At 67.6% G+C, this 15,561-nt stretch carries 17 protein-coding genes, 1 tRNA gene and 2 pseudogenes; 6 read left to right on the forward strand and 14 right to left on the reverse strand.

Annotated elements, in window-relative coordinates; all coding sequences use genetic code 11:
- Nucleotides 1-23 precede the first annotated feature (23 nt).
- Nucleotides 24-932 carry a non-homologous end-joining DNA ligase gene (gene ligD, locus KOI35_RS29385; RefSeq protein ID WP_215791874.1) on the reverse strand — a complete coding sequence of 303 codons (909 nt, stop codon included), beginning with the start codon at nt 930-932 and terminating at the stop codon, nt 24-26.
- Complete coding sequence (gene ligD, locus KOI35_RS29390) at nt 922-1,872, reverse strand: non-homologous end-joining DNA ligase (RefSeq protein WP_215792043.1); 951 nt, start codon at nt 1,870-1,872, stop codon at nt 922-924. The genes ligD (KOI35_RS29385) and ligD (KOI35_RS29390) overlap by 11 nt, the downstream gene beginning before the upstream one ends.
- 63 nt (nt 1,873-1,935) lie before the next feature.
- Here ligD (KOI35_RS29390) and ku point away from each other — a divergent pair, with 63 nt between their 5' ends.
- Genes ku through KOI35_RS29405 form a run of 3 tightly spaced genes read left to right on the forward strand, consistent with a single transcriptional unit; the run spans nt 1,936 to nt 4,621 of the window.
- Nucleotides 1,936-2,832, forward strand: a complete 897-nt coding sequence (gene ku / locus KOI35_RS29395; RefSeq protein WP_215791875.1) for a non-homologous end joining protein Ku — start codon at nt 1,936-1,938, stop codon at nt 2,830-2,832.
- A 13-nt stretch (nt 2,833-2,845) separates the two neighbouring features.
- Nucleotides 2,846-3,334, forward strand: a complete 489-nt coding sequence (locus tag KOI35_RS29400; protein WP_215791876.1) for an NUDIX domain-containing protein — start codon at nt 2,846-2,848, stop codon at nt 3,332-3,334.
- Nucleotides 3,335-3,343: 9 nt separating this feature from the next.
- Complete coding sequence (locus tag KOI35_RS29405) at nt 3,344-4,621, forward strand: MFS transporter (RefSeq protein WP_215791877.1); 1,278 nt, start codon at nt 3,344-3,346, stop codon at nt 4,619-4,621.
- On the opposite strand, the gene KOI35_RS29410 is transcribed toward KOI35_RS29405, so the two are convergent.
- The 5 genes and pseudogenes from KOI35_RS29410 to KOI35_RS29430 all read right to left on the reverse strand — a co-directional run bounded on the left by KOI35_RS29410 (nt 4,593) and on the right by KOI35_RS29430 (nt 7,363).
- A complete protein-coding gene (locus KOI35_RS29410; RefSeq protein WP_215791878.1) occupies nt 4,593-4,850 on the reverse strand; it encodes a hypothetical protein in 258 nt (85 codons plus the stop codon). The genes KOI35_RS29405 and KOI35_RS29410 overlap by 29 nt on opposite strands.
- Before the next feature lie 154 nt (nt 4,851-5,004).
- Nucleotides 5,005-5,112: pseudogene (locus KOI35_RS49360) on the reverse strand (transposase); the annotation flags it as partial.
- A gap of 14 nt (nt 5,113-5,126) precedes the next feature.
- A pseudogene (locus KOI35_RS48515) lies at nt 5,127-5,528 on the reverse strand (transposase); the annotation flags it as partial.
- A 21-nt stretch (nt 5,529-5,549) separates the two neighbouring features.
- Nucleotides 5,550-6,782, reverse strand: a complete 1,233-nt coding sequence (locus KOI35_RS29425) for an MFS transporter (RefSeq protein WP_215791880.1) — start codon at nt 6,780-6,782, stop codon at nt 5,550-5,552.
- Complete coding sequence (locus tag KOI35_RS29430) at nt 6,779-7,363, reverse strand: TetR/AcrR family transcriptional regulator (RefSeq protein WP_215791881.1); 585 nt, start codon at nt 7,361-7,363, stop codon at nt 6,779-6,781. The genes KOI35_RS29425 and KOI35_RS29430 overlap by 4 nt, the downstream gene beginning before the upstream one ends.
- Before the next feature lie 42 nt (nt 7,364-7,405).
- Here KOI35_RS29430 and KOI35_RS29435 point away from each other — a divergent pair, with 42 nt between their 5' ends.
- Nucleotides 7,406-8,512, forward strand: coding sequence for a geranylgeranyl reductase family protein (locus KOI35_RS29435; RefSeq protein ID WP_308121206.1), 1,107 nt, complete (start codon nt 7,406-7,408; stop codon nt 8,510-8,512).
- Here KOI35_RS29435 and KOI35_RS29440 read toward each other — a convergent pair.
- From KOI35_RS29440 to KOI35_RS29465, 6 genes are all read right to left on the reverse strand, one after another.
- The gene (locus KOI35_RS29440) at nt 8,492-9,013 is read right to left on the reverse strand and encodes a DUF6226 family protein (RefSeq protein ID WP_215791882.1); all 522 of its coding nucleotides are present in this window, start codon (nt 9,011-9,013) and stop codon (nt 8,492-8,494) included. The genes KOI35_RS29435 and KOI35_RS29440 overlap by 21 nt on opposite strands.
- Nucleotides 9,014-9,073: 60 nt before the next feature.
- Nucleotides 9,074-9,271, reverse strand: coding sequence for a DUF397 domain-containing protein (locus KOI35_RS29445; protein ID WP_215791883.1), 198 nt, complete (start codon nt 9,269-9,271; stop codon nt 9,074-9,076).
- Nucleotides 9,272-9,535: 264 nt separating this feature from the next.
- Entirely contained in the window at nt 9,536-9,730 is a 195-nt protein-coding gene (locus tag KOI35_RS29450) for a DUF397 domain-containing protein (RefSeq protein ID WP_215791884.1), read from the reverse strand.
- Between the two features lie 57 nt (nt 9,731-9,787).
- Complete coding sequence (locus tag KOI35_RS29455; RefSeq protein ID WP_215791885.1) at nt 9,788-10,702, reverse strand: helix-turn-helix domain-containing protein; 915 nt, start codon at nt 10,700-10,702, stop codon at nt 9,788-9,790.
- A 146-nt stretch (nt 10,703-10,848) separates the two neighbouring features.
- Nucleotides 10,849-11,301 carry a DUF6232 family protein gene (locus KOI35_RS29460; protein ID WP_215791886.1) on the reverse strand — a complete coding sequence of 151 codons (453 nt, stop codon included), beginning with the start codon at nt 11,299-11,301 and terminating at the stop codon, nt 10,849-10,851.
- A gap of 256 nt (nt 11,302-11,557) precedes the next feature.
- Nucleotides 11,558-12,430: a helix-turn-helix domain-containing protein gene (locus KOI35_RS29465; RefSeq protein WP_215791887.1), complete on the reverse strand. Its 873-nt coding sequence runs from the start codon at nt 12,428-12,430 to the stop codon at nt 11,558-11,560.
- Nucleotides 12,431-13,057: 627 nt separating this feature from the next.
- Here KOI35_RS29465 and KOI35_RS29470 point away from each other — a divergent pair.
- Nucleotides 13,058-13,516 carry a DUF2231 domain-containing protein gene (locus KOI35_RS29470; RefSeq protein ID WP_215791888.1) on the forward strand — a complete coding sequence of 153 codons (459 nt, stop codon included), beginning with the start codon at nt 13,058-13,060 and terminating at the stop codon, nt 13,514-13,516.
- Nucleotides 13,517-13,577: 61 nt separating this feature from the next.
- Here KOI35_RS29470 and KOI35_RS29475 read toward each other — a convergent pair.
- A tRNA-Thr gene (locus tag KOI35_RS29475) sits at nt 13,578-13,651 on the reverse strand.
- A gap of 162 nt (nt 13,652-13,813) precedes the next feature.
- Here KOI35_RS29475 and KOI35_RS29480 point away from each other — a divergent pair.
- Nucleotides 13,814-15,475 (forward strand): metallophosphoesterase, encoded by a 1,662-nt coding sequence (locus tag KOI35_RS29480; RefSeq protein ID WP_246614007.1) that lies wholly within the window; start codon nt 13,814-13,816, stop codon nt 15,473-15,475.
- The last annotated feature ends 86 nt before the right edge of the window (nt 15,476-15,561 follow it).

Here is a 15,561-nt window from a genome sequence, read left to right on the forward strand (position 1 = left end):
GTACCTTGCGACGCAAGGTAGGTCTAGGCAGGCACCTCGGGCCCTCGCTCGAGAAGGTCTTCCAGCAGGTCACCGTGCTCCTCGACCCGCTCGAGCACGTCGGCCGCGCGATAGTGCCGGGGCGGCTCGGCCCCGGTCGCCACCGCCTCCACCTCGTCCCAGGTCAGGGGCGTCGAGGCGGTCGGCACCTCCTGGGCCCGCAGTGAATACGGGGTCACGGTCGTCTTCGCGGCGGCGTTCTGACTCCAGTCGATGAAGACCTTTCCCGGCCGTACGGCCTTGGCCATCTTCGCGGTGATCGAGCCGGGCACCATCGACGCCAGTTCCTCCGCGACCTTTTTCGCGTACGCGGACACGACCTCGGAATTCTGGGTGCCGGCGATCGGGCAGCACAGTTGCATGCCCTTCTTCCCGGACGTCTTGGGATAGGCGGCCACACCATCCTCGGCCAGCCGATCGCGCATCAGCACGGCCACCGCGCTGCACTCGGTGAGCCCGGCCGGCGCCCCCGGATCGAGGTCGACGACGAGCAGGTCGGGGTCCTCGCCGATCCGCCACTGCGGGGTGTGCAGCTCGAGGGCGGCCAGGTTGGCCAGCCAGACCAGGGTCGGGAGGTCGTCGACGACCACGAAGTCGATCGTCTCGCGGCTCATGGTCGAACCGGGCACCGGCAGCGTCTCCAGCCGCACCCAGGACGGCGTACCCCCGGGCTTGTTCTTCTCGAAGAAGTGCGCCCCGTCGACACCGTTCGGATAGCGGATGCGGGTGACCGCGCGACCGGCCAGATGCGGGAGCATGACCGGCGCGATCCGCGTGTAGTAGTCGATGACCTCGCCCTTGGTGAAACCGGCGGCCGGGTACATCAGTTTGTCGAGGTTGGACAGCTCGAGGTCGCGCCCGTCGATCGAGACCGGGAACCGGTTACCGGCCATCCTCGTCCTCCTCCACGCACTCCGCGGCGCTCTTGTCCTCACGCAACCGCAGGAACCGGGGGAAGCGCAACCGTCCGTCGGGGGTCCGGTTGCCGTAGCGCACCTCGACGACCAGTTCCGGACGTACCCAGTGGGCTCCCCGGGAATCCTCGCGCGGCACCGCCCCGGCCACGAACGGCGAGTCGCGCTGGGCCAGCGGTTCGAGGGCGGCCAGCAGCTCCTTCTCGGCCTGCGCACCGATGCCACCGCCGACCCGGCCCCGGAAGACCAGCCCGTCCGGCGTCGGCATCCCGACCAGCAGACCACCGAGTTTGCGGACACCGGCCCGCCAACCGCCGATCACGTAGTCGCCCGTACGGTCAAACTTGATCTTGATCCAGTCGGGTGAGCGCGATCCGGGCAGATAGACCGAGCTGTCCCGTTTCGCAACAACGCCCTCGAGGCTGTTCTCCCGGGCCGCCTCGGCGGTCGCCGGACCGTCACCGAACGACGGCGGCACCATCCAGCGCGGCCCGGCCAGACCCAGCTCCTCGAGCTTCTCGCGACGGGCCAGATAGGGCAGGCCGGTGAAGTCCTCGCCGTCGTAGAAGAGCAGGTCGAAGATCATGTACGTGACCGGCAGCGTCACCGCCAGCCGGGCCGCCCGTTGCCGCTCGCGCACGTGCATGCGCTCGGCCAGCGCGGTGAACGACGGACGCCCGGCCTCGTTGAGCACCACCATCTCGCCGTCGAGCAGTGTGCCCTCGGGTAACTGCAGGTCAGCGACCTCCGGGTACGCGGCGGTGACGACCGCACCGGAACGCGCGAACAGGTCGGGTGGACCACCGGTGAAGAGCGCGAGAACCCGGACCCCGTCCCACTTGAACTCGTAGCTCCACCCCGGCCCGGCCGGCAGCGCGCCCGAGGTCGCAAGCATGGGAGACAGCGGCGCGCCGGGCACTCGATCACCATAGGCGGGGACGAACACCTTACGCAGGCGTCTCAGTGATGCCATCCTGGGACTATGCGTGCGATCTGGAAGGGCGCGGTCTCGTTCGGCCTGGTGTCGATCGCCGTCAAGCTCTACTCCGCGACCGAGGAGAAAGACATCCGGTTCCATCAGGTGCACCGCACCGACGGCGGCCGGATCAAATATCAGCGCACCTGCTCGGTCGACGGCGAGGTCGTGAGCTACGACGACATCGCCAAGGGCTACGACATCGGCGGCGGCGAGATGGTCATCCTGACCGACGAGGACTTCGCCGACCTGCCGCTCACCACGTCCCGCGCGATCGACGTGCTGGAGTTCGTGCCGGCCGACGACATCGATCCGATCCTGTTCGCCAAGGCCTACTACCTCGAACCTGAGGGTCAGGCGGCCAAGCCGTACGTGCTGCTCCGCGACGCCCTGCAGGACGCCGACCGGGTCGCCATCGTCAAGATCGCGATCCGGCAGCGGGAACAGCTGGCCACCCTGCGCGTGCACGAGGACGTGCTGGTGCTCAACACGATGCTCTGGCCCGACGAGGTGCGGACCCCCGACTTCGGCTTCCTCGACGAAGACATCGAGACCCGGCCGGCCGAGCTCGCGATGGCCAGCTCGCTGATCGACTCGATGGCGGGCAGCTTCAAGGCCGACGAGTTCACCGACAACTATCGGGCCGCGCTGCAGGAGGTCATCGACGCCAAGGTCGAGGGCCGCGAGATCGTGCAGCCGGAGGAGGCCGAGGAGGCTCCCGCAGCGGCGGTCGACCTGATGGCGGCGTTGAAGGCGTCGGTCGAGCGGGCCAAGAAGGCGCGCGGCGAAGAAGCCCCCGCGGCCAAGCCCGCGCCTGCGAAGAAGGCCACCGCCGCGCGGAAGAAAGCCACGCCCGCCAAGAAGGCCGCGCCCGCCAAGAAGGCGGCTAAGAAGTCGGCGTGACTAGAGTTGCCCCGTGGGATTGACGTGGGCTGAGTCTTATCTGGGCAAGGTGCGGGCGAGCGTCGGGGACACCGACACGATCCTGTTCGTCGGGGCGCGGGGCGTGATCCTCGACGATCAGAACCGTCTGCTGCTGATCCAACGCTCCGACAACCATCGCTGGGCCATCCCGGCCGGCGCGATGGAGCTGGGCGAGAGCATGGAAGACTGCGCGATCCGCGAGACGTGGGAAGAGACCGGCCTGCGGGCCACGTCGCTGACGCCGTTCGCGTTCCACACCGCGTACACCTACACGAACGACTACGGCCACTCGTACCAGCAGATCCTGATGTCGTTCCGGATCCACACCTGGGAGGGCGAGCTGCTGCGTGAGACCGACGAGTCGATCGACGCCGGTTTCTTCCCGCTCGACGCCCTACCCGGCCCGAAGTCCTTCGTGATCGACGAGGTCCTGGCCGACCTGGCGCAATTTGAGTCGACCGGACGCCTCGTCATGAAGTAGATCTGTCGCGTGGACCTCACACCCCTGCGGACGTCGCGCGACTACCGACTCGTCTTCGTCGGCGGCTCGATCAGCGGGTTCGGGTCCTTCATCACCTACGTCACCATCCCGTTCCAGGTCGCCGCGATCACCGACGACCCCCTGATGGTGGGCCTGCTCGGCGTCTGCGAGCTGGTCCCGTTGCTGGTCATGGCCTTCGTCGGGGGTGCCCTGGCCGACTACCTCGACCGTCGCCTGCTGGTGCGAGGTGGCGAGTTCGCCCTGGCCGCGCTCACGGGCGTACTGCTGCTCAACGCCCTTTCCGACGAACCGCACCTCTGGCTGCTCTATCTGGTCGCGGCGCTCACCGCGACGATCGACGGGCTGACCCGTCCGGCCCTCGAAGCGATGGTGCCGAGGCTCGTACAGCCGGAGGAACTGCCGGCCACGATGGCCCTGCAGTCGCTCAGCATGCAGGTCGCGCAGCTGGGCGGGCCTGCCCTGGCCGGCCTGCTGATCGCCTCGATCGACCTGGCCTGGGTCTACGCGATCGATCTGCTCACCTTCACCGTCTCGCTGCTCTGCCTGACGCTGGTGCGGGCCGTACCGCCGCCCCCGGACGCCGACCGCCCGTCGATCCGCGCCGTCATCACCGGCGTGCGCTACGCCCGGTCACGCCCCGAGTTGCTCGGCACCTACCTGATCGACATCAACGCGATGTTCTTCGGCATGCCCCAGGCGCTCTACCCGTTCCTCGCGACCCAGCTCGGCGGTCCGCGCGTGCTGGGCCTGCTCTACGCCGCCCCGGCCGTCGGCTCGTTGCTCGCCACCCTGGGCAGCGGCTGGACCGGCAAGGTGCACCGGCACGGCCTGATGGTGGTGATCGCGGCCGGTTTCTGGGGCGTCGGCATCATCGGTGTCGGCCTGTCCCAGACGCTCTGGCTGACGCTGCTCTGCCTGGCCTTCGCGGGCGCCGCCGACATGATCTCGGGCATCTTCCGCATGATTATTTGGAGCCAGACCATCCCCGACCATCTGCGCGGACGGCTGGCCGGCATCGAGATGCTGTCCTACACGACGGGACCCCTGCTCGGGCAACTGCGCTCCGGCCTGATGGCTCGCACCCGTCTGGGCGTGGGCGGCTCGATCTGGCTGGGTGGCGTCCTGTGCGTCGCGGGCACGGTCGCGCTGGCGGCCCTGCTGCCCCGCTTCCTGCGCTACGACGGCAAGGACGGGATGGCCCTCAAGAAGGCCGCCGACGAGGCGTGGGTGGCCGCCGTCAATCGGCGGTCCGCACCTCACGAGTGAAGTCATGCCCGCACGGCAGCACCACGAAGACCACGGAGAGGACTTCCAGCGTGCCGTCGGCCCGCTCGTTGTAGTCGAGCGGCTCAGCGTTGACGTCGATCACGACCTTGCCGCATGTGGGACACCGCCCGTCGGCCGTCACCAACCCGAACGCGGCCGCCGGCATCCGCCCGTCACTGCCCGCGTCGTCCGCCGGCCGCCCGCCCATGCTCATCTGTGGCCTACCCATCGCGTCTCCCCCTACGTGTTCCCGCCCACCATTGGTGGGCCACCGCCATCGGCATTGTGCCCGTTTGCGCCGATCTTGGCCGCGCGCACCGCGCACGCCCGACTCTCCTGAGAGTCACAGTTGTGGAAAACACGTGTGCCTGCAGGACGTGGGGTACAGCCCGGCGGATCCGGGCGTTCACGCTCTCGATCGCATTGGTCGAGCACACGATTTTGCGGATCTCGATGTCCAACGCCATGAACGACACGAACTCCGGCCAGGCCTAGTTTCAGAGCCGACCATGTCCTCGACGCCGGTCAGGCGGCGTTGGCGTTTCTTGACGATCTGCGGTTCGAAGCTGCCCTCGCGATCACACGGAACGCTGAGCCCGACCGGATCGAGTTCGGTCAGCACGGTCTTGGACCGGCGGCCGTTGCGGTCGGCGCAGACGCGGCTTGGTGGGTGGTCCTGGGCTTTGTTGTCTTGTGGGTCGTCGGCGCGGTTGAGGCGGTGACGGTCGGGCGAGTAGTGGCGGGTGGCCACAGAGCAGGGCGAACGCGGCTTCGGAGGGTAGGTTGTCGCCGACGGTGATCGGAGTTGGGCAGCGGTGGCCGAAAGCCGACCCCGGGCTCGTACAGGTTGCAAAGCCCGCGCCGTAGCTGCCGGTGCCCTCGACACCAACGTGCCCGAGCTCCGCATCTCAACGTGGACAACCGCCCGTCAGTGGCCGGCGGGCCTGGGCTCGGGCAACGGCTTCACCGCGTTGGCCAGCGTCAACGACACAATCAGCAAAACCGCGACCGCCACCAGCGCGTTCTTCACCGTCACGTGATCGCCGAGGAAGCCGATCAGCGGCGGGCCGCCCAGGAACGCGCAGTACCCGATCGAGGCCACCACGCTGACCCGGGACGCCGCGTGCGCCGGGTCGTCGGCGGCCGCGCTCATGCCGACCGGGAAGCCCAGCGACGCCCCCAACCCCCACAGCAGCGCGCCCGCGAACGCGACCGGGGTGGCCGGACCGAGGATGTACAGGGCCAGCCCGGCCAGGCTCACCGCGGCCAGGACGCGTACGACGGGAACCCGCCCGTATCGGTCGAGCAGCGCCGGCCCGAACCATCGACCGGCCGTCATCGCGCTCAGGAACAGGGCGAAGGCCAGCGTTCCGACGGCGGCCGAGGTGCCGTAGCTGTCGATCATCGAGACGCTGATCCAGTCGATGCCGGCGCCCTCGGTGAAGGCGAACGCCAGCACGAACACGCCGACCAGCAGGGTGCGGGGTTCACGCCAGGTCGACACCGCGTTCTTGAAACGCTCACCCCGCGTGACGACCGGCGGGTTCGAGGCGACAAGGGTGGGGTCGGACGGGGTCACGGTCGGTGCCGGGCCGGCGTCGTCCGGGACGAAGGCGCGCACCGAGGACGCGACGATGACGGCGATCAGCACGGCGGTGATGGCCAGGTGAATCGTGACCGAGACGCCGATCGCGACGGCACCCGCCCCGACCAGGGCACCCGCGACCGTGCCGACGCTGAAGCCGGCGTGGAAGCGGGGCATGATCGCCTTGCCCAGGCGGCGCTCGACGATCGCGCCCTGCACGTTCATGGCCACGTCCCAGGCGCCGTTCGCGAACCCGAACACGTACAGGCCGAGGACGACCGGGAGCACGCCGAATTCGTACCCGAAAGAAATCGAGAAGAGTGCGACGCCGAGCAGCACACCCATCGAGGCGACCGTACGGCTCGACCCGAACCGCCCCACGATCTGTCCCGCGAGCAGCAGCGACGAGATCGAGCCGGCGGCCAGGGCGAGCAGCACCAGGCCGAGTCCGGACGGGGTGAGGCCCAGCTCGTCGCGCACCTGGGGGATGCGTGAGGCCCAGCTCGCGGCGGCGACCCCGGCCATGATGAACGCGGCGTAGACGGCGCGGGTGGCCGCCCCTACCTCGTTGCTCATTCCCCGACCCCGAGTTCCCCGACCCCGAGGAAGCGGCGCACGATCGAACTGGTGGCGGCCCGGTCGTACCGGGCGGTGGACAGGATCATGTGCATGACCAGCCCTTCGTTGAGCGCGTCGATCCCGCGCGCGGTGGCCGGGTCGACGAACCGCTCGAGCACCGCCCGTGACCGGCGCATCCAGGCCTCGGTCACGCTCCGCAGCGCCGGATCACGCAGGGCGGCGAGATAGAGCTCGTACGCCACCGCCCAGTCACGGGCATCTCCACCGGCGTCGCTGTGGATCAGGTCGGTGACCGCCTCGGCGAACCCGGCCACGTCGGTCACGTTGTCGAAGTGCGCCTCGTAGCGGGGCGACATCCGCTCGGCGTGCCGCCGGAAGGCCAGCTCGAGCAGTTCCTCGATGCTGTCGAAGTGGTAGGTGATCGAGCCGAGGGGCACGTCGGCCGCGGCGGCGATGCGTCGGCTGGTGGTGCCGGCGACTCCGTGATCGGCGATGACCTCGATGGCGGCGTCGATGATCCGGCTCTTGCGGTCGGGGTCGTAGCGCCGTGGCGAGCGAGCGGCCGGTGCGGTGGTCATGTGTACGATCGTACACATAAAAACGCGGTTAAACTCCGCCACGTGATCGCAGAGCCGGCCTGGGACGTCCTCATCGTCGGCGGCGGACCGGCGGGGCTGTCCGCCGCCCGCGCAGCCGCCACGGCCGGCGCCCGCACCATGGTCCTCGAGCGCGCCGAACATCCCCGCTACAAGACCTGCGGCGGCGGCCTTCTCGGTTCCTCCCTCGCCTACGCCACACCCCACATCGACGTACCGGCCCGCGACCGGATCTCCGCGCTCACGTTCACCCGAGACGGCCGGAGATCCTTCACCCGTACGTCCGAGCGGCCGTTCCTCACCCTGGTCCGCCGCGACGACTTCGATCACGCTTGGTATTCGGCGGCCGTAGCTGCGGGGGTTGTCGTCCGGCAGAACACCCAGGTTCGCGCGGTCGACCAAGGCGTCGTCACGCTGGCCGGAGGCGAGCAGATCACCGCCCGGGTGATCATCGGCGCCGACGGTTCGGCCGGCGTCACGTCACGCTACGTGGGGGCGACCTTCGAGCAGCAGGATCTGGGGCTCGAGGTGGAACTGGCCGCGACCTCGGCCGACCGCACAGCCTGGCAGGGGCGCGTCCTGCTCGACTGGGGCGCGTTCCCCGGCTCGTACGGGTGGGTGTTCCCCAAGGACGACGAGCTCACGGTCGGCGTGATCATGGCCAAGGGCAACGGCGGCGCGACCAAGCAGTACCTGAACGACTTCGTGGCCCGGCTCGGCCTGGCCGAACGTCCCGTCATCCGCGATTCCGGGCATTTGACGCGATGCCGCCGACCTGATTCCCCACTGCGCCGCGGTCAGGTGGTCGTCGTCGGCGACGCGGCCGGCCTGCTCGAGCCGTGGACCCGCGAAGGCATCAGCTACGCGCTGCGATCCGGCACGTGGGCGGGCAGCCATTGGCAAAACCTTCCCACGTACGAACAGCAGGTCACCGCCGAACTTCTCCCCGAGATGACCGCGGGGCGCCGGCTCCTGAACGCGTTCGCCCGGTTCCCCGCCGTGGTCCACGCGGCCATGGCCACGCCGTTGGGCTGGCGCGCTTTCGAGGCGTTCTGCCGGGGCGATCTGGCCATGTCCGACGCGATCAGGCGTCCCGGCGTACGGGCGTTGCTAGCTCTGTTCCGGGCTTAGCGGCCAGGGCGCCCACTGGACGGCCGCGGCAAACCCGCTGCGCCTCGCCTCGCGCGCATCTCCCCTGGTCAGCGGCCCTTCGCGGCGGGCGTTGATACCCTCCCCGATCAGCCGGCTCTCGAACCACGAGCCACCGACCCCGCGCCGGACACGTTCCCAGAGCCCACCCTCGACCAGCGCGGACGCCTGGGTCCGCACCACGTCGACGAGCCGCGCCGGGTCCTCGTCACAGACCTCGCAGGCGCACGTAGGCAGCGACTCCACCCACCATCGCCCGAGACGCACGGCGATCCCCGGCGTCTCGGTGAACGCGATGGCCAGCGGCGCCGCCGCCGGAGTGCGTGGCATGAGCCTTTCCATGCGCACCAGCGCGTCGGCCGGCCCCAGGAGCTCCTTGCTCTCCCGGCGATCGACCACGTACCGCCCAGCCAGCTCGTCCAGCAGCGCCTCGGCCGCGTCATGCAGGACGGCGAAGCGGGCAGCGTGCGGGTCAGCCCTCACCAGCGCAGTATGCCGCCCTCGGCCGGCGGCATACCAGCGCTTCGGCCGGCTTCCCCCTCATCAGAAGGAGAAGTCCCCTTCCTTGACGCCCGCGACGAACGAGGCCCACTCCTCAGCGGTGAACTCGAGCACGGCCCCCTCCGGAGCCTTCGAGTCCCGCACCAGATAGCGGTCGTTCACCTTCGCCACCTCGACGCAGGTGCCACCGGTGCAGGCCAACGCTCTTCGCCACTGCTTGACTTCTGCGCTCTTGGACATGACGCACCTCCCGTGCCGGTTCCCAGCTCCACGGTAAGTGACGCCTCGAACACTGGGCAGGAGTGAATGCTTCAAGGTGCCATTCATTGCACGATATGAGCATTTGGCGGTGATTATCTTGCCCGCTAAGAAGGTATTGGTCTGTTTTGCGGCGCACGATCGTTCGTGAACTAAGGATTCTCGTGCCGCCCGGACCGACTCGCCCGGCAAAGAGAAGCCGTCCTGCGCTCAACCCCAGCGCAGGACGGCAACTACCCACCGGGCCTAGAAGACGAACTCGTCGCCCTTGACCCCGGCCACGAACGCAACCCACTCATCCTCGGTGAACGAGTGAGCCGGCAACTGCGGGTTCTTGCTGTCCCTGATCAGGTATGTGCCACCGACCTTGGCCACCTCGATGCAGGTACCGCCGCTGCACCGGCTACTACGGCGCCATTTTGGCGACTCGGTCTCGTTCATCGCGGAATTCGCTCCTCTAATGGAAAGGGTTACATCATGGTGGTGCCGTGGCGGTACTTACTCGTGGCGAGCTGGAAGGTTGGCCTCCAGCGCAGCGATGCGACCCTTGATGAAATCGATCGTGTCATCTTCATCGTCGGCGGCTTGCCAGAGCTGTTCGAATCTTTTTCTATGTCGCGCGTTGTCGGCGCGGTTTTCGACGACCTCGTCCAGGATGCCGTTCTCGCGATACATTATTTCGCGTTCTGCGCGATCGGCACCGACCGTCATGAGGTCAAAGCTACCGTTGTTCGCAATGGCGACGGGAAGGTCGTTCAAGGGAAGCATACGAATCTTGGTCAGCCCACGCTCGGACAAGTTCACGAGGTGGCGTAACTGCTCGACAAAAATCTCGGATCCGCCGACGACCCGACGGAAGATGGATTCATCGGCAACTACCATTATTTTGACCGTACCGAGTCGATCGAGAAGCAACTCGTGGCGGTGCCGGCGGGCGTCGACCAACGCGTCGATCTTCGGCCCGCTCATCTCGTCGCTCCACATCCCGGTGAGCGCCCGACCGTATTCGGGGGTTTGCAGCAGGCCTGGGACGTAGAGGACGGTGAACAGCCGGATCTCCGAGGCCTCGGCCTCGTACTCGATGAAGCGGCGCAGCGGCTCCGACAGATGTTCTCGAAAGCGAGGCTGCCCCCACCAGACCCGCTTCGCGCGCACCCGTAAGCGAGCGGTCCGCGCGTCGGCGAGGAGAGAGCCGACCAAGGCCTTGTCGTTCACGTGGAGCAGGCTCAGCAGGCTGCGGAGATCGTTGATCGAGATGGTGTTCTCGCCGTTCTCGATCCGGATTATCTTGCTGTTGGACCACTCCATCGCCTCGGCGACCTGAGCCTGCGTCAGACCGGCCGCTTCACGTGCCTCGCGGATAGCGATGCGTACACGTAAGCGCGCGATCGTAGGCGAATCGCCCTCGGCCATCGGTCCTTCAACGTTGAAGTAAGTGCGTCACACGGCTGAAACAATCTGACACCTGGCTACCTGCTGTATAGCACTCGGCCAGGTCGCGGCACATACTAGTACGTCTTACCAGAGGAACGAACCCGGGGTCCTGCGAATGCCGAACTTCAGGCGGCGGCCAGGTCAAGCCCTCGCTCGGGTGGGCGGGCATTCTCGATGGCCCTTCGCAAAGCACGCTTGACCTGGTTGAACTGACGCTCGTCGACACTCGAGTAGAGCACCACGTCAGATCCCCGGTAGATCGCGTGCAGTTCCCACCCGCGACCACCGCGGCGCACCATGGACGGCAGAGTGCACGCCATAGGGACCATCACAGCCAGCAGGCCGATGGCATAAGCGGTGGGTGGCTGCAGGAAAATCCAACCCGCGCTGATCGATGCCACGGTGCCCGCGGCCACGGCCAGCACGGTCGTCGGCGAGGCCGGCTCGGCGCTGGAACGAAGCACGCCGACATTGCGGAGATCGCGAATCGCATAGCTTTTCAAGGGCCTGCTGCGCCGGATGAAGAACTCGTCGGTGACCACGACTTCGGGGCTCTTGTAGTGGAGGCGTTTGCTCATGGCGCACCCTCTTCCCGTACTTCTTGCAAGGGGAGGAAGTTCAGGTCAGGATGGCCACACCGATAGTCCCTGCCGGTTCGGTCGGAAGACTTCCTTCGGACAGAGACGAAACGGCACTCGGTTGCCGCCGAGCGCCGCTTGAACCCGCCTCTTCCCCAACCCCGCCCTTGCTGCTCTTTCAGTAGTACAACATGCGTACAAGCTAACCGCCACCCATCACTCTGCTATGTAGCAGATTGCGCACAAGGCCACCGGCTCAGACGCCGACCCTCGCCTCGAGGAGTTCGAGCCGACGCCGGATGAAGTCGATCGTCTCGTCTTCGACGGCAGCGTCGAGCCACAGCTGCTCGAAGAGGTCACGGTGCTGCGAGGTCTCCGCCCGGTCCTCGACGACCTCGTCGGTCGTGCCGTTGTCGCGATAGAGGACCTGGCCGCGGGCACCGACCGTGGCCAGATCGAAGCTCGCGTTGTTGGCGATGCGGCCGGCGTGGTCGAAGCCGAGCATGCGCAACTCGAGCAGTCCGAGTTCCGTGAGCTCGACGAGGTGCCGCAGCTGACCGGCGAGCACGGCGACACCGCCGACCTGGCGGCGGAGCGCCGATTCGTCGACGACCACGAGATACCTCGCCGACCGGGGCCGGCGCCGGAGCGCGTCGGCCCGATGCCGGCGCACCTCGGCCAGCGCATCGGCCTTCTTTGCATCGACGCGGCCCGGGTCGAGCTGCATCATCGTCAACGCGGCGCCGTATTCCGGAGTCTGCACCGCGTCCGGCAAATAGTAAACGGCGAATGACCGGATCTCGGCGGCGTCGGCCTCGTAGTCGATGAAGCGCCGGAGACTGTCCGAAATGGTGTGTCGAAAAGGCGGCTCTTCCCGGTGTGCGGCCCGGACGATTCGCGCGTCGGCGAGCAAGGGTTCGGCGTCGTCGACCTCTAGCAGAGTGAGCAGACTACGAAGATCACTGGGCGAGATTCCGTTCTGGCCGTTCTCGATCCGGATCACCTTGCTGAGCGACCACTCCATTGCTTTGGCCACTTGCGCCTGAGTCAATCCGGCAGCCTGGCGCGCTTCACGCAATGCGGTGCGCAGGCGTAGTCGTGCAACGGTCGGCGAAACACCCTCGGCCATTAGTCCTTCATCATTGAAAGTCGGTGCCGCAGTCGGCTGGACGCCAGGCCGGCTCGATCCGGCGAAGCTGGCGACTCTAATACCGTCCTATCAGACCGACAACCCGAGGGTGGGGTTTTGCCGAACCACGCCGGTTCCGTGTCGGCCGGTGTCCTCGGTAGACAACGCGATCATGATCGGCGACGGGGTGCGAGCTTGGGAACCGGCACGGCCGCCGCCGATCGTACGTAGGTGCGTTCACTCATGGTGCAGTCCCGCGTCGGGGTGCTTGCCAGCACGGCGACGGCGGACCACGATGACGCAAGAGGGAGAAGTGCCTCGCTCACTCGTTCAAGACCACAGTGAACGCCCGCAGAGGCAGAAACGGCACCCGGTTGCCGCCGGGTGCCGTTGCGTACCGTCTCCCCTCCAACTCCGCCCTTGGTGCTCCTCCAGTAGAACATGCCTCCCGGCCGTCCGCTACACATCACTCTGCCACCTTGCAGATTGCGTACAGGCCAAGTCGGACGGGTCGCATGCGTCACTCTGACCACCTTGTGGCGTTTCATTGACGAACCGACCGGGTAGCCCACCGTCGGATGCCAACCTCGAACCTGTGACAGCGCAGGTAGAAGGGCGATAACCCGCATGGAGAGCCGACTCAAGATCGCGGGCCAGGCGGTGCAACCCATCCTGGTGATGTTCCCCCTGGGCCTGTTCACGATGGCCGTCATCTTCGACATGGCCAACCTTCTCGGAGCACCGGCCATCGTTGGATCGCTGGCCTACTGGAACATCGTCGCCGGGCTGATCGGTGGTATAGCCGCTGCCGTGGCCGGCGCGATCGACCTGGCGTTCGTACGCCGCCCCGACGCCAAGCGCATCGGCGTGCTCCGCGTCCTGCTCAACATGGGCGTGCTGATCCTGTTCGCGGTGATCCTCATGGTCCGGGTGGGTGACCCGGACCGGCAGGCCGGCGTCGGCCTCTTCCTGCTCGAGGTGGCGGCCCTGGCCATCTCCGGCTTCGGTGCCTGGTTCAGCGGCGAGCTCGCCAACGGTCGTACGCCCGCATTCGCCCGCGCCGCCGTCGGCAACCGCGGCTACTGATCCGCCCGCGACGCTCGAGAATGGCGAAAGCCCAGGTCATCTGACCTGGGCTTTCGTGTTGAGCCGCCTGACGGAATCGAACCGTCGACCTACGCATTACGAGTGCGTCGCTCTAGCCGACTGAGCTAAGGCGGCAACGAAAAGTCAGTGTACGGTACGCGCCCCGGGCCGCTCGGCGGGGTCCGCCGGAATCGGACAGGGTTTCTGTCGCAGGCCCGGACTAAGGTGCCTGGCGTGACCGACGATCGCCCCCCACCGCCCCCGGCCCGCCAGGTCGTGCCGTCACGGCCCACCAGCATGGACCCGCGCGAGCTCGGGTTCACACCGCAGCGGCCGGTCGGCTGGCTGGCGCCTCTCCTGCTGCTCAGCACTGGTCTGCGCACGCTGCTGGCGATCCTCTTCGGTGCCTATCTCGACAAGCGCGAGCTGCAGAACGCGCTGGACGGGGGCTGGTTCGATCACTCACAGACCGAAGACGGCGAGCTCTGGCTCGATTACGTGGCCGACCTGGGCGACGGCTTCGACGCCACCTATTCCGTGGCCTACCTGCTTGCCCAGCCCGACCTCGACCTCGGCGACGGCCCGCTCCCCCGTGGGCGCCTGCTGCTGATGGGCGGCGATCAGGTCTACCCGCTGGCCAGTGGCGACGGCTACGAGAGCCGGATGAAGGGCCCCTACCGGGCGGCGCTGCCCGAGCCGCCGTCCGGTGCGCCCCGGCCGACCCTGTTCGCGCTGCCCGGCAACCACGACTGGTACGACGGTCTCACCGCGTTCATCCGGCTCTTCGCGCGCCGCAAGGACGGTCACATCGGCGGCTGGAGCACCGAGCAGCGCCGGTCCTATTTCGCCGTGAAGCTGCCTGCGAACTGGTGGTTGTTCGCGATCGACGAGCAGTTCGGCGCCTACATCGACGATCCTCAGCTGCTGTATTTCGAGCAGGCGGCCCAGCAGGTCGGCCCGGACGACCGCGTCATGCTGATGACGCCGTCGCCGAAGTGGGTCAAGTCGGCCGACCGCCCCGAGGACTACGACGCGATCGACTACTTCATCCGCAAGATCATCGATCCGACCGGCGCGACCACCCGCGTGCTCGTCTCCGGCGACCTGCACCACTACGCCCGCTACAGCGACCCCGACCGCGAGCTGATCACGTGCGGCGGCGGTGGCGCCTACCTGCTCGGCACGCAGAATCTGCCGGACGAGCTGATCGTCCCGCAGCCCGAGACGCTCACCCGCAGTCGCAGTGTCAGCCGGCCGTACGCTTTCCGGAAGTCCTATCCCGACGCCGCCCAATCGAGGCGCATGGGGTGGGGCGTGTTCCGCCGGGTGCCGACCCGCAACCCCGGCTTCGTCACGATGCTCGGCATCATCCACGTGCTGACCATGCTGGCGATGGCGGGCGCCTCGGCCGGCAACGCGGGCATCGTGCAGCGCCTCTTCAGCATCCCGCTGGCGGTCATGCTGGTGCTCATCATCAGCGGCGCGGTGGCGTTCGCGCAGCCACCCAAGGCCGACAAGCCGAAACACTCACGCCACTGGATCCTCGGCCTGTTGCACGCTTTCGCCCACATCGGACTGGCCGCCGGCGGCACGTGGCTCTGGCTCACCCTGCCGTTCCACGACTGGACGTGGCCCGGCCCGCTCGTCGTGGCCGTGGTCGTCTACGGCCCGGTGATCGGCTTCGTGGCCACCCAGGTGACGGCGCTCTACCTGCTGATCGCGTCGTACTTCGACGTCAACGTCAACGAACTGTTCGCAGGCCAGGGCATCGAAGACGCGAAGAGCTTCCTGCGCATGCACATCGCCCGCGACGGCAGCCTGACCATCCACCCGATCGGCATCGACAAAATCGGTCGCAAGTGGACAGCCACCCCCGACGACGCCCCCGACACTCCCTGGCTGCACCCCGAGACCCCGCTGACCCCACACCGCATCGAGCCGCCGATCACCGTGCGCTGACCTGCCACCCAAGCCCGGAGAGGCGGCCTGCACCATGCGCGGATCGGACATCGCACCCGTCGATCGACAGTTTGGTGACCAGCACC

It is taken from the genome of Paractinoplanes bogorensis (genome assembly GCF_018829635.1).
Lineage (GTDB): Bacteria > Actinomycetota > Actinomycetes > Mycobacteriales > Micromonosporaceae > Actinoplanes > Actinoplanes bogorensis.

What these genes read in the sequence shown, in the direction of transcription:
- KOI35_RS29470 (WP_215791888.1), top strand. Translation starts at nt 13,058, where the DNA reads ATGGAGAGCCGACTCAAGATCGCGGGCCAGGCGGTGCAACCCATCCTG.
- KOI35_RS29445 (WP_215791883.1), bottom strand. Translation starts at nt 9,271, where the DNA reads ATGTCCAAGAGCGCAGAAGTCAAGCAGTGGCGAAGAGCGTTGGCCTGC.
- KOI35_RS29455 (WP_215791885.1), bottom strand. Translation starts at nt 10,702, where the DNA reads ATGGCCGAGGGCGATTCGCCTACGATCGCGCGCTTACGTGTACGCATC.
- ligD (WP_215791874.1), bottom strand. Translation starts at nt 932, where the DNA reads ATGGCCGGTAACCGGTTCCCGGTCTCGATCGACGGGCGCGACCTCGAG.
- KOI35_RS29480 (WP_246614007.1), top strand. Translation starts at nt 13,814, where the DNA reads ATGGACCCGCGCGAGCTCGGGTTCACACCGCAGCGGCCGGTCGGCTGG.
- KOI35_RS29465 (WP_215791887.1), bottom strand. Translation starts at nt 12,430, where the DNA reads ATGGCCGAGGGTGTTTCGCCGACCGTTGCACGACTACGCCTGCGCACC.
- KOI35_RS29425 (WP_215791880.1), bottom strand. Translation starts at nt 6,782, where the DNA reads ATGAGCAACGAGGTAGGGGCGGCCACCCGCGCCGTCTACGCCGCGTTC.
- KOI35_RS29450 (WP_215791884.1), bottom strand. Translation starts at nt 9,730, where the DNA reads ATGAACGAGACCGAGTCGCCAAAATGGCGCCGTAGTAGCCGGTGCAGC.
- KOI35_RS29430 (WP_215791881.1), bottom strand. Translation starts at nt 7,363, where the DNA reads ATGACCACCGCACCGGCCGCTCGCTCGCCACGGCGCTACGACCCCGAC.
- KOI35_RS29460 (WP_215791886.1), bottom strand. Translation starts at nt 11,301, where the DNA reads ATGAGCAAACGCCTCCACTACAAGAGCCCCGAAGTCGTGGTCACCGAC.
- KOI35_RS29410 (WP_215791878.1), bottom strand. Translation starts at nt 4,850, where the DNA reads ATGGGTAGGCCACAGATGAGCATGGGCGGGCGGCCGGCGGACGACGCG.
- ku (WP_215791875.1), top strand. Translation starts at nt 1,936, where the DNA reads ATGCGTGCGATCTGGAAGGGCGCGGTCTCGTTCGGCCTGGTGTCGATC.